The following is a 14,727-nucleotide window of genomic DNA, read 5'->3' as shown; positions in this document are numbered from 1 at the left end:
CCGTTTTCTTTATCTGTGTAAATCATCCCAGGTTCCCTATTCTGACTCGCATCGTGTTGCTCGCGTCGTAGACACGAATTTGATTGGAGTGGATTTCCATGCGCTCGCCGGTCGTTGCCGTGCGCAGCAGGCCGACTGTCGCGGATACCGCTGACAGGTTGCTCACTGAAATCTTGCTGGCCGTAACAGCACCAGTCACAAGGAGCGGCGTCGTAATGCTGTCAGGCTGGATCAGGGTCGTCGCCTGTTCCTTGGCCCGAACCACAATGCCCCCGATCTGAACGGCAGCATTCGTGTTGTCCTGATTCACTCGGTAGCGGATGTACCCCTTGCGGGCATCAGCAGGAGCGGTAAAGCTGTTGGTATACAGGGTGTTTCCTGTATTAACGGCGATTCCTGCAATCGTGCTCGGCGACGATATATCAGCCCCGGAACTATCCACCCACATGACCTGAACTTGGATCGAATACTGATTACCGCCGCCGGTGAAGGCTCTTGCCTCGCCGTAATATTCCTTGTTCCGGTCTACGCTGAAATCCTTACCTCGCCGCCACGCCGTCCATCCGGTACCGGGAGTGCCGTCGTAGCGAATAGCGCCAATGCTGCCGATATTACCAGCCGACGACGCCACAAGTGCAAACGGGCCGCTCGGCAGGCCCCATGCGCCGTTACTCTGAAACTGGTTGTCTGGAACAAGGTTAGCCGGGTCGAAGATCGACAGCATATAAGCGCCCAGCGTGCCTTCAACGATCGTCGTCTCACCGACCAAACGCAGCACCGAACCGCCAGAGCCGTCGGGGTCATCCCATGTCGTGCCTTTGATCCCGACGATATTCCCACCCGACGTTTCCGCCGTCAGACCGAAGAAGCCCGCAGCAAATCCGTTCTGCTCGGCGATTGCTGTCGCCGTCTGGTTGACGAATGCGCCCCATGATCCATACTCGGCGGCGACGGTGTTGGTGATGTTCGCGATTGCCTGAGTGTTATTCGCTCCAACAGTTGCAGCCGATGTAGCCGTAGCGTTTGCCTGAACCGCGACATCATCGACAATCTCGATACGAGGCGACCAGACCACGCCGGCCCAGTTCCCGCCGGTGCCTCCCGTCAGCCTGATCTGTGGGCGCCACGAATACGTTTTGGCATCAGAAACGGTGACAGTGACCGAAAAATACCCCCAGCCCTGACCACTTGCGCGGACCTGCGTCCAGATGCCGCCAATTTCCGAGCCGCCCTCCATCGTGGTATAGCGGACGCCGATATGAATATTGGGCGACCCCGATGCGTTGGCCCTGGCATATCCGGAGATGGCCAGCGTTTTGCCGCCAACGTTCCCGACGCGCGGCTCACCCTCTACAGCGAGGATCGTTCCTGTCGCGCCGGAAGTCTGTTCGACAACAAGGGCCATATCCCCGGCAGGCGCTTGCGACGGCAGGGCTGTGGTCGTCCTGACGCTGGCCGATCCCGTCCCAGTCCATAGACCCACCTCGCCATCGCTGAAATCCGATTTCTTGATCAGGTTCCCGTCGCTGCCAAAGCTGGCCTCAAGCGATGTGATCTGCTCAGCTAGAGCGCTATCCCCGTTCGCTCGGGCGATGGCTTCCTGTTGGATCGCGGCTTCATTATCGCCGACTTGCGTTTGCAAAATAATGATATCGCCTGCCAGAGCATCATCGGCGGTTGATCGTGCGATCTGCTCGGCCTCGATCGCCGCCGTGTTATCTTCTGATGTTGCCTCGACTGTGGTGATCCTGCCGGACAGTGCGCTGTCGGCATCGGCGCGGGTCAGTGCCTCGCTGGTGATGGCCGCTGCATTGTCATCAACCTCGCTTTCCAGCGTGATGATCTGCGTTGCCAGCGCGTTATCAGCAGATACTCGGGCGGCGGTTTCGGTCGTGATCGCGGCGGTGTTGTCGCCGACCGTCGCCTCCACGGTGTCGATCCGGCCTGCAAGGGCGATATCCTCCGCAGCACGGGCAAGCGCTTCTTGCTGGACGGCAGCCATAGCCGCGCCGTCGATAAGCTCCATGCGGGGCGCCCACAGGAAGCCACGGCTCAGGCCAGCCGTGCTGTCAGTGATCGTGACCGTTGGACGCCATGAAACAGTCTTGTCGTCTTCGACAGTGACCTCGGCAGAGAATTGGACCCATGACTGATCTACACCACCATCACGGACGGTCGCGGTATAGATCGCCGTGCTGTTATCGGCCAGCCTCACCTCGACGCCCAAAGCGATGCGGGCCAATCCCACGCCGCTGCGGGCCGTTCCGGTGACGATCAACGTCTTGCCACCGATATCTCCGGGCCGGAAATCGCCCTCAACTGCCCGCACGTCAGCCGGGCTTGAGGAATCCGCGAACATAATCGTTCGATCGCCGGACAATGCCTCCGGCGGCAGAGCCGTGCTTGTGGTAACGTTCGCGGCGGGTAGACCCTCCACAACAATCCATGAGCCAACGGAGGAATCACTATAGTCTGCCTTATTGATCAGGTTGCCCAGACCACTGCGGGCCTCCAAACGTTCGATATCCGCAATCCGCGCGGCTTCCTCATCGGCGATTGCTACCGTGTTCGACGTGATCCCGGCTTGCAGGTTGCTGTCTGCCGCTTCATAGGATGCGGTCAGGTCCAGACCCATCTGCACGCGGGCCTGCGTTTCCGTGATGATCGCCTGCGCATTGGCGTCAATCGCAGCTTCGAGATTGGCCGCAGCGGAATAATCCTCAAGCCGAACACGCCAGAACCGCATAACCCCAGTGTCAACGAGGAACGCCGGCGCCCATTCTTCCGTGTCGACCCCGACCGTGAACTGCATGTCAATCTGCTGCCAGCCGCCGGTGATCGGATCAGTCTGCGCGAGAACGGTTTCGCCGCCCGGGCCATTCCCCGGCGTGGACCCGACAATAGCAACGCGACCCGTCGAACCCACCGCAACGTTCACCCAGCCACGGATACGGAACACAGTCCCGTTCATGCTGATGCCGGAGTAATAGGGCTGCTCGTATGCGCCAGGGGCTGAAACGACGATGCTGTTTCCCGTTTGGCCCGGGGGGACGAAGCTCGCCGTTGTCGGCGTTGCCGCGCCGGTTAAGGCGGTCCACTGGCCGATGCCGTTATCGCCGTCAGTGGTGCGGATATATGACGTGTTGCTGACTTGCAGCGCCAGCAGATCAACTTGCGTCTGAATGCCCTCGTCTGCCGCCTGAAAATCAACATAGACCTGATCAATCTCGGTATTCAGGTCATTGCGGACGTCCGTGATCTCATTGTTGATCGTGGTGACGGCATTGTTAAGATCGCTCTGAACGCCATCGACCTCGGTATTCAGGCCGTCAACCGCAGCCTCAAGCGCGGCCTCAACGGCCATTGCTCGATCGCGTTCGTCCTGTATCTGCTGCGCGACTTCATCAGCATGATCCTGCGCGTCCTGCACGGCCTGCTCGATTTCCTCGGCCAGATCGGCCCATTGCAGGCGCACGTCAGGCGTCGTGACCGTCAGCCATGTGGACCACTGCGACTTAGGCGTCAGGTTCGACAGCAGCCGCGCCCGGACCTCATAGACCGTCAGCGGCACCACATCGAGCAAATACCAGCCGAACGGCTCCGCGAATTTGCGCGTCGTCGTGATGGTGACAGGCTCGCCCTGAACCCGTCCTTCGATCTGGATATCGGTGACGCCAGCCTCATCGCCAGTGCATTGCACAAGGATAGCCGGGCGGCGATCGGCGCTGGCGTTGTCCTTCACGATTGCAGGCGTGACAGTCAGGCCGTTGATCGGCTGCGTGAACGGGATCGGATTAACCGGCGCGATGATATCGATCGGCTGCTCGAAATCGCTCGACCAATCATAATCGGAAGGATCCACTTCGCGCAGGCCGACAAGCACATTCATGCCCGGCGTCTTGCTGACGCTCTCGACCACGAACAGTTTGTTGATATAGCCGTTGCGCTCGCTGGTCCACGACACCATGTCAACGCCCGGCTCCAAGGCATAAGCGTCGGGTGGCAGGTGGAATTGGTGACGGCGGAAGCGGCGGAAGTCCTGCATCTGCGCCCGCTGCAACCGCTGAACCTGCTTGCCGTAGGGCGCGGCCGGATAACTGACAGACGTCGGCAGGTAGCGTCCGCCATCGTCAGCCGTCGCGGTAGCGTCGATGAATTCCGGGCTGTCTTTGGTCGCCCACTTCTCGCCCGGCTCGGGATAGGTCGCGGACAGGCTGTTATACGTTTCACTTACAGGGTAAAACGGCTTGTATGACTGCCCTTCGGTGATGATTATATCGTCATCGGTAAACGCCAGGGACGCTGCGCCCGGCAGGCCCACGATCGGCTTGAGCATGCCACCGACTTCGGCGAAGTGCATATTCGCGGCCTTGCCGATTTCTTCCAGCACATCCGCCGCCGCCATATCGACGGTGATTTCCATGCCGCAGCGATAGGCCGGTTCCGTCCCGCCGCCGTCCAGGTTCACCTCGGCATCGCATTCATTCGCCGCTGCCATCCACTCGGCAGCAGGCAAGCGCCATGCAGCAAGGTTCTTTCCGCCGAACACCCATTCGTCGCCGAAATAGATGCCCCGGGCGATATTATAGGCAATGACCGCCGGGTTGCGCGTCGGCTCATAGGTCGCGGACGATCCCCAGCGATGCGTTCCAGACCCGCCAGCCGTGCTGTCCTTGCGGATGTCGTACATCGGCAAAGCTTCTGGCTGGAACAGATACTGCGGGTAGCTGGTCAGCGTGTCGCTGTCGTAGCGGGTGGTGATGATGGCATATGATTTACCGGTCCCGACCATATCGGCGGTCCACGGATAGTCCGGATCGCTGCTGAACAGCCAGACAAGGTACGGGTCGGCGGCGGTCTGCATGCCGTTCACAAACTTCACATAGATGCGGTTGCCATCGTCGCTGTAGTTCGACACCGCGCGACCGGCATTCATCCACCCAACCGGGAGGTTTCCGGGGCTGTACTCACCCTGCGTCGAAATATTGTTCGGATTATCGCTCGGGTTGATTCCCCATATGTTGCCAGTGAATTCAGCTGGCTCATCATCTACATACATCCCGACAAGGCTGGGCTGCGGCAGGGCGGACAACTCCACCACCTCAGTGATGAAGCGGGTATTCTTGCCCCATGAGCCGATATATTTGCGCTTGCCTGCCGTGACATAGTCACCCGCGATGAACGAAAGCGGGCGATCGTCGCCGAACTGCACGTCGAAGCTGACGCTGATCTCTGGCTTGTCCATCCGCGCCCGGCCAATAGCCTGAGCCAACATAGACACGCCCATGCCGATCGCCGTTTGTAGCGCAGCCGCTGCAAGCCCTCCTGCTGCAATCGTATTTCCCACCCAGGCGACCGCAGCCGCGACAGGACCAGCATTAGCGGGACCGGCCCCGAGCGCAACAAGCGCCGATGTGACAAGAAGAAGCTTTTTCATGAATTACCCGACCTTGAATGCCCGGATGACGTCAGCACGCGGCAAGCGACCGTGACCCTGTTCGGTCATGACGATCACGCTGCTGGCGTCGAAGATGCAGAATGCTTCGCCAATCGGCCCGTCAGCGGCAACAATGCCTATATCGCCAATACGGGCCTGCGAAGGATGGATTTCCGGAAGATGCTTTGCGGCGAAGTCACCAAGCGTCAGACTGCCGCTATCGCGCAGGATACGCACAGCCCCGAACGGGCCGTCATATTTCCCGCGATATTGCTCTGCCAGATCAACGCCGCTGACTGCCTCGATCGCGCCAGCGACAAGGCCGATAGCGCAATCCTGCGTTCCCCATCCGAATGCCTCGCGGCGCTGCTTGTCCATTTCCTCGGCAAAGCGACCGCGCCAATCATCGCGACGTGACAATCTCTGCATCGCTACCTCATTGAAATAAAAAGACTCGACTTCCCTCGCATCAACGTACCACTATGAGCGGGTATCCGCCGATGGAGAATCAGTCATGTTTCCCGACCCTTCCAAGAAGATCGTTGTGGATTGCCGCCCATTCTTTGACCTACGGCTATCGCCCGAAGATTGGGAGAACCCCACGGCGACAAGGATCCTAATGGCAGCGCTTGCTAGGTCCGCATCACTAGCAGCCATGAAGGCTGACGAGGCAACAGGAAAGGAATGGCGTATTGACGCCTACCAGAAACTCTGTGGAGAGCTCATGACGCACAATCATGAGGCGACCGGAAGCGACGAGGAGTTATGGGTTCATAAAGCACTTAAGGCGGCGGCCGACCTGCTTGGCGTGAAACAGGGTTGACCGTAACCAGCTCTGTTTGTGCCGGTTATCGATTATGACTAGGCCGCCCGTGCCGATTTCAATGCGATAATCTTCACTTCCGATGCGGATAAAAGGATGGTTCTGCATATTCAATCGTCCTTGCGATAATACCACTGCACGTCCCGGCTACTGATAACCGAAGCGTATTCGCTGAAGCGGTCGTTCGGGTTGCGCCGCTTCTGATGCTCGTTCGATGATTTCGCCGGGTTGATCGCGGTCAACTGCGACATGATCTCCGACCGGCAAGTGAAGCCGATATTCCCGTCACCTCCGACTGCCGGCGTGGCGATCTGCAATTCATCGACAATCCCGACCCAGACAAGCTGCGGTGCGCTGGTGAATGCGCCGCCAGTCAGCGTGGTGGCGTGGATCTCGACATTGGCGAGGCGGACATCGAAACCACGGAATAGCTCTTGTGAAACTTCCTCAACCTGACTGACAGAAACTGACACTGCATTGTCGGTAAGGTCCATGACATATTGCAGACCATCAACCTGCAAATTCACGCCGCCGAAGAAAAAATATGACGACAAGCCACCTTGCGGCGTCTGGACGTTGGCGAATATCTGTTCATCCCCCGACCAGAAGCCGATTGGATAGACCACCCCCGTATCGCGATCCTTGGCGTAGATCGTCACGAAATAGACGGGCTTGATGCCCTCATCCCGTGCGGCTTGCAGGGATGTGACCAGATTGGGTGCGAGTATTCTCATATCAGGGCCGCTGCAAAATACTGATGGACGCGCTATCGCCCCAATGCCAGCGCGTGCTGGCGAAGGGCTGATACTCGGTCACGATTGCCTTGAAGTATGGCCGGACAAGCTCAACGGCTTGCGTCTGAATGCCCATAGGCAGGAATGGCCGCACCTCTCGGCTACCCAAGTCGCCGCCAGCGCCAGCCGTGCCGCCTTCGACAAACGCCCCGAAGTAGACATATGTACCGAACGCGATAGACAGGAAGTCACCAGCCGTCACCGTGAAGCCCACAGGCAGGCCAGTGAGCGACAATGCCCCCCGATCCGCGCGGACGCTGGACACGCTGACGCCACCAAGACCTGTCGTCACGCCGGACGCCGGCCCGCGATAGTTAGGGTCAGCCCAGAGCATGGTCTTACTCATTCCGTCGAGGCCCCAGACCTTCGCGTTCATCTCGCGGGCATGTGCTTCTTGCTTAGCGTAGAGTGAATAGCTGGCCGTCCACAGAGGCCGCGCCAGTTCAGCGGACCAGTAACGCCCGTCACCGCTGCCGGACATTTCATCATTGCGCTGCAATCTCAGCGGGACACGCTCACCGATCATGCAGTTAGCGAGGAAATCCAGCGCATAGGGGAATGAAAGAGCCATTGGCACTCCTGCGAATTAGAAATCCGGGTCTCGACAAAGGCCCCGTCATGCAGTCACCATCGCGTCAACACGCATTGATGGAGAAAATTACATGCACCCAGACCCGAATGGGCCGCTAAAGGTGGTCGTTAAGCAAATGAAAAGCACGCCTATGACACCCGAAGAATCGAGCAACTCATCGATCATGATGCCACTCACGGAGTCCTTGATTACTGCATTGACCATTGCGGCAGATGATTTTGATAAGGTCTCCGGGTCGCAAAACTGGCGAATTGCCGTGTACAAGAAGGCGGCGAAAGCCATACAGGGGCATCAACGCGAGGGATCAATTGGCGAAAACGAACGTGCGGTACACCGCTCCCTGAGCGTCGTGGCTCTCGCGCTCGGTGTAACCTCCACATAAATATAAATCTCGCTCACGCTACATTTTGGGGCCATCATCTCTTCCGCGGGCTGGCGTTGATTTGCTGGACGCGGGCGGGCATAGCCTTGTCGTATGAGGCCAAGCCCTGCTGGACGCCTTGCTGCACAAGCGCGATGACGTGCTGGTCGCCGTTCGCGCCCTCGACGTTGACGTTGATGCTCATGGAACCACCGCCGACTGACTGCCCGCGCGTATGGTCCACGACTGTCTCATTCGGGTGAAGGATGGCCGGAAAGCCGCCCTTTCCGTCGATGCCGCCAGAGCGACCGCCCATGCCGGTAAAGCCGCCACCGTCGAAGCTGAACAGGTTTCCGAAGAGGTTACCTAATAGACCGCTACCGCCGCCTCCACCGAATGGACCACTGCCAAAGAGCGCCGCTTGGAGCGCCGCTTTAGCCAACATCTGAGCAACACTTGCCAAGACATCCGCGAAACCTTCGCCAGCAACTATCGCGTCGAGAAGACCGTTCTTCATTTGATCGTTGATATTCGACGCAAATGCCTGCCGCTCCGAGACTTCTTTCAGCGCTGCGGATCGTTCGTACTCCGCAAGTGCGGCATCTCTGGTGGCGACTCCGAGTGCTTCAATCGCCTGGCGATAAGTCATCGTGCTGTCGGCCATGAGATGATCGAGATCAACATTCCGACGCTTGGCATCTGCGACCAGAGACATAACCGTCCGCTGCTTCTCGAACTCCGCATTAACGGATGCGATTGCAGATGCCTCCTCTTCCTTGCTGAGGCCCTGCGTTCTAATCGCGAATATCTGTTCTGCCCGTTGCTTCTCAAGCGCAGCAGTCTGCTGCTGTGTCAGGAGGTTCGAAGATAGTTGCTCGCCATATTTTTTTGCCTGCTCGGCGAGGCGTTCGCGCTCCTTGATCTGCTCTTTCAGCGCCTTTGTGATCTCAGGGTCCGCAGTCGGAATAACCTGCTGTCCCAATGCCGCCGTAATCGCCTCGTCCGGAACATTGCGCAGACCTTCCCATTCATTCCGGAGCCCCGACGTTCCTTGTCCTTGGCGGCGGCGCACCAATTGCAACGCAAGACGGTCCTGCAATTCAGGTGTAAATTGCTCATCAAGCGACAGGTTCAATTCCCCGATCAGGCTCCGCAGCGTCTTGCTGACGATCTGATACCGGCCAACCGCAGAGGAATTGTAGGGGTTGTTCGGGTGATCGAGTATCTGCTTTTGAAGCGCTAGAACATCGCGGAGCGACATGCTGGTAAGATTCACCGCGCCGCCGGTATAAGCCCCATACCCGAGGGTTTCATTGTAGCTGCGCCCCTTGTCAGTACCTTCCGCCTGTCCGATGAGGTCGAGAATTCCCTTACCGGAAGATGGGAAAAGAGAATCTATCGCCTGCGAATAACTTTTAATGCCGCCCTCGATCACCCCGAACGACTTTGCAATGCGCTGGAACGCTTCGTCGTTCTTTTGCGCCTGCTCGTAGGCCTTGGCGATCTGCTCATCCTGTGCGGCGATCACTCGTTTCCACTGCGCCACCTGCGCATCGGTACCAGACTTGATCGCCTCATCTAGCGCTTTCTGTGCGGTGGCTCGATCGTCGAGAAGCCCTTTGAATTCCTGCGTATCCTTATCGAATTCTTCTATGATGCGATTGTAGGTTCGCGTTTGCTCGTCAACGCTATTCTCAACCTGCCGTTCTGCTTGGCGCAGGACCGCTTCAACTTTCTGCGCCCAGCCGAATAACATCTCCTGATCCGCCCCATCATTCGCGGACAACTCCGCAATGATCGCCAGCAGGTCGCGCCTTCCGGCAGAACGATGTCATCCATGCGATCGGTCGCAGGCGTGCTGGCGATGCCGGTAATCGTCCCGGCTTCCTCGTCCAGCGCCTTGATCTCAAGTGTTGAATAGGCGCGATCCATACCGGCCTCCTAGCCTACCGTGAAGAATTGATATTCCGGCTCTCTCGCCGCTTCCGGGTTGCGGCTCATCACCGTAACCGCATCGAATAAAGCCATCGCGGGGTCGATCTTCGCATCCCCAGCATTGGCCTTGGTTGCCCGTATGGTGGTCGCTGTGGCCTCAATCTTGAGGTTGCCAACGCACCAAGCCATCAGAGCCGATCCGTCATGCCAGAGCGTGCCGTTCACCAGCTTTCGTTCAGCCGTCTTGATCGCGTTCATCAGGAACCCGCCCTGCGGCGCCCCGATGACAAGGCCATTCTCCGGCGTGATCCCAACCTCCGCCAAGGCGTCGATCATCTCGCCCAGTCCAGCAGGGTCAGCCGCGACCGAAGCCAGCAACTTCCGATCCTTAACATCCTGCGCGATCTCAACAATGGCGGCGATATCCCCCAGCTCATCGTCAAGGATCGTCAACGAACCCTCTCTCTCGAAATCGCGGAGCCGGGAGGCAATGCTCTTGCGGCGCTCCAGCACGCCCTTGTGGCACCATGCCCGGCCCCATGCGAGCCAGTCTTTCGTTTTCTTGTCACGACCGAGCAGGCACAAGCCAAACAAGTCATCGAGGCCACCTCCGTCAACACCGATCACAACGACATCGCTGCGATCCATTAGCGTTTCATACGTCAGCGTCTTATCGGCCCGACTGGCCCAGAAATCCGCCCCCGGCCAGCGATTGGCCCGGAGGTTCATTCCGATCTCGACATTCAGGTGCTTGGCAAGAAACACATTCCGGGTTTCCGGGCCCTTGGCCATCTCCTTCTTGAGCTCGTCAGCTATCCACTCTGGACCCCAAGCCGTGCGCCCCAAATATGGGTTGGTGATGAAGCAGTTTGCGGGATCAAGATATGATTCCGCGTCCAGCATCGGCTGCGGGAACTCGTAAATCACCGGCATAAACTTCGGGTCTTCGATCTTCCCATCCCGAACGTCTCGGGCATAATCAAGCTTGTCTTTGAACACACCAGACGGAGGCTGGTCCGCCTGTGTCGTGATGTAGATGAGAAAGCCCTCTGGACGAGCAACCAGCCCTCCAGCCGCTTCGCGCATCATAGCATCCGCCTTGGATTGCTTACCAAACTCCCACAACTCATCGACAAGCACGAAAGCGGCCTTGTTGCCGGCAACCGTTCCTGCGTCAGCCGCCAAAATCGTCAGGGTCGCACCTGTAGTCAGGTGTTTGATTGTTCGCTGATGATCGATGACATGAAGAAACCCGCCGTCCGAAGAATTCAGAAGCGGGTCAGCCCGAACCATATCTGCGGCTGGCTTGAAACTGTTATTGGCTGCCTTGATCGTCGGAGCGACGATTATAAGCTCGTTGGATTTCCGCCAATTGCGTATCAATGCCGTAAGCATGATACCGGCAGCAATTGTCGACTTACCGTTTTTCTTCGAGACGCATAGAAAAAATTGGTTGATGCGGCGGGTTCCGGCCTCCGCGTCATATGCGCCGAAAATCGCCCTGACGAAATCGAATATCCAATCGTCACCAGTCTCGCCAAATGTTGGGCTTCCCGGCGCGTCCACAACCCGCAGCGCCTTGAACTCATCCAGCGCGGCTTCGGCCTCATCCGGGAAAAGAGGCTGACAAGGGATCAGTGATCGCCCCTCGACAATTCGCTTCTCCCAATGCGGGTTCGAGGTTGTCCATTCCATCATCGATTAGTGTTATCCACAGCCAGCTTAGGGGCCGCTCCCGGCGAACCCCGCCCGCCGGCACCAACACGCGCCTCCGCACTTGCCTGACGCTGTGCCTTCTTCCCTTCCGGGGCCGCGGACTCGCTCCAGGTCTTGAATGCTGTAGCAAGAGCCTTCACCACATTCGCCCGGCCCGGCAACTCGATCGCCTTCATCATCGCGGCCCGGCGCCGCGGGTCTTCCTCGTGCGTCTCGATCATCTCGGCCAGTTCGGTGTTGTGCGTCGTCACCGCGTCCAATTCATCCAGCAAGCGGAAGATCAGGTTTTGCCCCCGAGAAACGATGTTCTCCGGCTTGGTTGCATCGACACCGGCCATCATGACCGGCTCGCGTCGGGGTGCCGTATCGGTGCGCACCGAGTTCGCAGCGGGTTGGGTGCGCTCCGGCCAGCTTTCAGCCTTCGAGCGCTTGCGGATGGCGCTTTCAGAAACCTGATACCATTCCGCAATCTTGCGAATACTCCAGTCAGACTTGACCCAATCGCTTTTGATGCTCGGCCAATCAATGGCCTGTTTTTTATCGGTCATGCGTCGCAGTGCGCGGTTAGTGCGCACCCTCCAACTCTCCAGCAGGAAAAAAATCTCTGCATGCATGGGGGCCGCGGGTTGGGCAGGAGGCTCGATTCACTTCCGCACTACCCCCCCCTGACCTGATCAATCAGCCTGATATCCTCACATCACCGACGCGGCGTTGATAGTTTGCCCACCATTGCGTTGCGATCCGATCGACTTCCGATAAGTCACGGTCGCCGTCATTCGCCGCGTTCGCCATGCACTGGCGCTCATCAACCTCCAGCACGATCACCTGCTTGGGCTTCATCGTATCCACCCACCATTGCCGATGCCTTGCCTTTGGCTCTGACACGATCAGCCATGCTGCATTATGCTTACGGGCCTTCGACAGGCTGCCCAGCATATTGTTGCGTTGCCACAGCGCTGCGTTAAGCCACTTAGTCCTATCCCATCCATGTAATGGCTCGCCCGATAGCCGAGACGCTATCACATCCAGGTCGATCACCAGATCGTTAATACCTGCATTCATGTTTACGTAATGCGTCTTGCCTGATGCTGGTGGGCCACAGACTATAGTGAGCGGGATGAGCGATGGCTCGATCCATTTCGGATGGATGGCCGCTGCCTTATCTGCCCTCTCTAGCGCCTGCTTCTTGCCGTCATGACAGGACTTGCATAGGCACTGGATGTTATCCTCATCCCAGAATAGATCCCCGTTTCCCGTGTGAGGCCGTATGTGGTCCGCTACCAGCTTCGACGGGGGCTGGCCGGCATCGCCGCACCATTGGCATGTGAACAGGTCGCGGGTGAGTATCTTCCACCGTAGACCGTCCTGACCCTTTGCAGCCTTTGTTCCGCGCCATTGGGCCTTATCGTACAGGCCGCGCCAAGTTATCTCCTGCGCCCGTTGCTTTGACCTGAAAACCTCTGCTCGCGGCGTCGCTAGCCTCTTGGTGGGGACGGATAACCGCGGGGCCGGTGCCTTTAGCCTAGCCACTTGCCTACCCACTTACTGGTCATGCGATGTTGTTCTGAAAGCCATCCATGCAAGCGCGGTCATATTCGCTGAGAGGCGCAACCGTGTCGCTTTTCACCTTCTTGCCCACTACAGCCTGAACACGCAGCGTCTCGACGGGGAACCGGCGGATGTACCCCGGATCGCCACAATCTGGAACCTCTACGCAGTCCCGGCGCAGAGTCACCTCGTCCAGCTCGTATACGTCGCTACCTATGTGAAGCTCGCATTTGATTGGGTTGGTCATTCACTGCCCTCATGAGTTGATCGCGGCCTGTTTGCTCAATACCTGCGATGTCTGTGCCGCGATCGGGGAGCGTCACCCGGCCCCCTTACGGTGAACCTATTGCCTGCGGGCTTTGCCCAATCAGGGATGACGCCGCCGGATGGCGGATTATTAGTTTGCAGGAACCGGCTGGTCATGTTGTGGTGAACCAGCTGCGAAAGGGCAACGACATGGGACGATTCCAGACACGGGAAACCTTTACCTGCGTAGATGAGCACGGCGAAGAATACCTGCTTACACGATACGTCGAAGTCAAAGTGCGCTATTCAGTGGGCGGCGTGGCGGACATGAAGGACGGGCCGAACCATTACCGAACGGAAGATAGGGCGCACGTGGTGCGGGACGGCGATAACTTCAAAATCGTCAAAAACAACACGATCTTGACGCGTCTGTAAACGAAAGCCCCGCGCGAGTTAACGGGCGGGGCTATCCTTGGCTGCGAACGGCCAAGGTGGGATAACGCGAGCGCTACGGCTGAATGTGGTTCTCCGACACTCCGCGGGCCGATATCATGTCTGCGCCCCAAGTATGTGAGTACAACCCGAGGGGTGGGGCGCAGGCAAAATAGCGGAGTCAATTGCGCCGTTAGTCCGTAACCGTGGCGCTGCCATATGATTATCACGCTCTGACCACCTCGTCAAGCGAGCGCATCGCATTTACAAAGCGCTGTCCGTGCCGCGTCAGCTTACCCATCTGGAACAGGATGAACCGATGCCGCATGGCGAAATCAATGATCGTGCGCTCGCTCGGCGACAGCTTCGCCAGATACCCCTGCCACCGTGACCAGGTATTCCGTGCATCCGCTTCCTTTTCCTCCCGGGTGCGCGTGTCAGGCCTATCATCTGGCCGCGTTCCCCATTCCTCGGGCATGTATTCCATCTTGGCGACGTTCGGGAACAAGCTGACACCTATGCGGCGTCGGTAGTAGATTTCCGCGGCGACCGTGAGGCCCTTGAATGTCTGCCACAGTCGATCAGACTCATCCGCGCTATCTGACCCCATGCCGATAGCCTTCCCGCAGATGTCGCCATACTGCGCCTTTCTGACCTCATCCCGGCTCTTGCCTGTATGGCGTTGTCTCGCTTCGATCACCGTCCTGTCGGCGTCCTCTCGCGGCTTTTGGCGCACCGTCTGGCGCTCAAAGCTCTGATACAGCGATGCAACCGTCTGGCCGCTCCGCCCCTTCTTCGCCCTGCGCCGGGCTGCTTGCGTGTATGCACGTGCCATCCTGCTCT

At 58.4% G+C, this 14,727-nt stretch carries 13 protein-coding genes; 3 read left to right on the top strand and 10 right to left on the bottom strand.

Annotated features, from left to right (window positions below; genetic code table 11):
* Positions 1–22 precede the first annotated feature (22 nt).
* Positions 23–5,437, bottom strand: coding sequence for a hypothetical protein (locus tag Q0601_RS00895; RefSeq protein WP_305286140.1), 5,415 nt, complete (start codon positions 5,435–5,437; stop codon positions 23–25).
* 3 nt (positions 5,438–5,440) lie between these two features.
* Positions 5,441–5,866, bottom strand: coding sequence for a DUF6950 family protein (locus tag Q0601_RS00890; RefSeq protein ID WP_305286138.1), 426 nt, complete (start codon positions 5,864–5,866; stop codon positions 5,441–5,443).
* Between the two features lie 85 nt (positions 5,867–5,951).
* Between Q0601_RS00890 and Q0601_RS00885 the strand changes: the two genes are divergently transcribed.
* Positions 5,952–6,260, top strand: a complete 309-nt coding sequence (locus tag Q0601_RS00885; protein WP_305286137.1) for a hypothetical protein — start codon at positions 5,952–5,954, stop codon at positions 6,258–6,260.
* A gap of 110 nt (positions 6,261–6,370) precedes the next feature.
* Here Q0601_RS00885 and Q0601_RS00880 read toward each other — a convergent pair whose 3' ends face one another.
* A complete protein-coding gene (locus Q0601_RS00880) occupies positions 6,371–6,994 on the bottom strand; it encodes a hypothetical protein (protein WP_305286135.1) in 624 nt (207 codons plus the stop codon).
* Between the two features lies 1 nt (position 6,995).
* Positions 6,996–7,625 carry a hypothetical protein gene (locus Q0601_RS00875; protein ID WP_305286134.1) on the bottom strand — a complete coding sequence of 210 codons (630 nt, stop codon included), beginning with the start codon at positions 7,623–7,625 and terminating at the stop codon, positions 6,996–6,998.
* A 151-nt stretch (positions 7,626–7,776) separates the two neighbouring features.
* Here Q0601_RS00875 and Q0601_RS00870 point away from each other — a divergent pair, with 151 nt between their 5' ends.
* Positions 7,777–8,028, top strand: coding sequence for a hypothetical protein (locus Q0601_RS00870; protein ID WP_305286133.1), 252 nt, complete (start codon positions 7,777–7,779; stop codon positions 8,026–8,028).
* A 34-nt stretch (positions 8,029–8,062) separates the two neighbouring features.
* Here Q0601_RS00870 and Q0601_RS00865 read toward each other — a convergent pair whose 3' ends face one another.
* From Q0601_RS00865 to Q0601_RS00845, 5 genes are all read right to left on the bottom strand, one after another.
* Positions 8,063–9,763 (bottom strand): lysozyme family protein, encoded by a 1,701-nt coding sequence (locus Q0601_RS00865; RefSeq protein WP_305286131.1) that lies wholly within the window; start codon positions 9,761–9,763, stop codon positions 8,063–8,065.
* Between the two features lie 185 nt (positions 9,764–9,948).
* Entirely contained in the window at positions 9,949–11,640 is a 1,692-nt protein-coding gene (locus Q0601_RS00860; RefSeq protein ID WP_305286129.1) for a terminase large subunit, read from the bottom strand.
* Positions 11,637–12,206 carry a hypothetical protein gene (locus Q0601_RS00855; protein WP_305286127.1) on the bottom strand — a complete coding sequence of 190 codons (570 nt, stop codon included), beginning with the start codon at positions 12,204–12,206 and terminating at the stop codon, positions 11,637–11,639. Before Q0601_RS00855 ends, Q0601_RS00860 begins: the two co-directional genes overlap by 4 nt.
* Before the next feature lie 130 nt (positions 12,207–12,336).
* Positions 12,337–13,188 carry an AAA family ATPase gene (locus Q0601_RS00850; RefSeq protein WP_305286125.1) on the bottom strand — a complete coding sequence of 284 codons (852 nt, stop codon included), beginning with the start codon at positions 13,186–13,188 and terminating at the stop codon, positions 12,337–12,339.
* Between the two features lie 19 nt (positions 13,189–13,207).
* The gene (locus Q0601_RS00845) at positions 13,208–13,453 is read right to left on the bottom strand and encodes a hypothetical protein (RefSeq protein WP_305286123.1); all 246 of its coding nucleotides are present in this window, start codon (positions 13,451–13,453) and stop codon (positions 13,208–13,210) included.
* Positions 13,454–13,662: 209 nt separating this feature from the next.
* Here Q0601_RS00845 and Q0601_RS00840 point away from each other — a divergent pair, with 209 nt between their 5' ends.
* Entirely contained in the window at positions 13,663–13,887 is a 225-nt protein-coding gene (locus tag Q0601_RS00840) for a hypothetical protein (RefSeq protein ID WP_305286121.1), read from the top strand.
* A gap of 223 nt (positions 13,888–14,110) precedes the next feature.
* Here the strand turns inward: Q0601_RS00840 and Q0601_RS00835 are convergent, their stop codons facing one another.
* A complete protein-coding gene (locus tag Q0601_RS00835; RefSeq protein WP_305286119.1) occupies positions 14,111–14,719 on the bottom strand; it encodes a hypothetical protein in 609 nt (202 codons plus the stop codon).
* Between the last annotated feature and the right edge of the window lie 8 nt (positions 14,720–14,727).

Origin of the sequence: Paracoccus wurundjeri, from assembly GCF_030678915.1 — a bacterium.
GTDB classification, from domain to species: Bacteria; Pseudomonadota; Alphaproteobacteria; order Rhodobacterales; family Rhodobacteraceae; genus Paracoccus; species Paracoccus onubensis_A.
Note: the sequence above shows the minus strand (reverse complement) of the source record. Positions and strands in the feature narration are given on the sequence as shown.

Excerpts from the sequence above, each read along its gene's own strand:
- Q0601_RS00875 (WP_305286134.1), bottom strand. The coding sequence starts at position 7,625 with ATGGCTCTTTCATTCCCCTATGCGCTGGATTTCCTCGCTAACTGCATG.
- Q0601_RS00865 (WP_305286131.1), bottom strand. The coding sequence starts at position 9,763 with ATGTTATTCGGCTGGGCGCAGAAAGTTGAAGCGGTCCTGCGCCAAGCA.
- Q0601_RS00845 (WP_305286123.1), bottom strand. The coding sequence starts at position 13,453 with ATGACCAACCCAATCAAATGCGAGCTTCACATAGGTAGCGACGTATAC.
- Q0601_RS00835 (WP_305286119.1), bottom strand. The coding sequence starts at position 14,719 with ATGGCACGTGCATACACGCAAGCAGCCCGGCGCAGGGCGAAGAAGGGG.
- Q0601_RS00880 (WP_305286135.1), bottom strand. The coding sequence starts at position 6,994 with ATGAGAATACTCGCACCCAATCTGGTCACATCCCTGCAAGCCGCACGG.
- Q0601_RS00885 (WP_305286137.1), top strand. The coding sequence starts at position 5,952 with ATGTTTCCCGACCCTTCCAAGAAGATCGTTGTGGATTGCCGCCCATTC.
- Q0601_RS00840 (WP_305286121.1), top strand. The coding sequence starts at position 13,663 with ATGGGACGATTCCAGACACGGGAAACCTTTACCTGCGTAGATGAGCAC.
- Q0601_RS00870 (WP_305286133.1), top strand. The coding sequence starts at position 7,777 with ATGACACCCGAAGAATCGAGCAACTCATCGATCATGATGCCACTCACG.
- Q0601_RS00860 (WP_305286129.1), bottom strand. The coding sequence starts at position 11,640 with ATGATGGAATGGACAACCTCGAACCCGCATTGGGAGAAGCGAATTGTC.
- Q0601_RS00855 (WP_305286127.1), bottom strand. The coding sequence starts at position 12,206 with ATGACCGATAAAAAACAGGCCATTGATTGGCCGAGCATCAAAAGCGAT.
- Q0601_RS00890 (WP_305286138.1), bottom strand. The coding sequence starts at position 5,866 with ATGCAGAGATTGTCACGTCGCGATGATTGGCGCGGTCGCTTTGCCGAG.
- Q0601_RS00895 (WP_305286140.1), bottom strand. The coding sequence starts at position 5,437 with ATGAAAAAGCTTCTTCTTGTCACATCGGCGCTTGTTGCGCTCGGGGCC.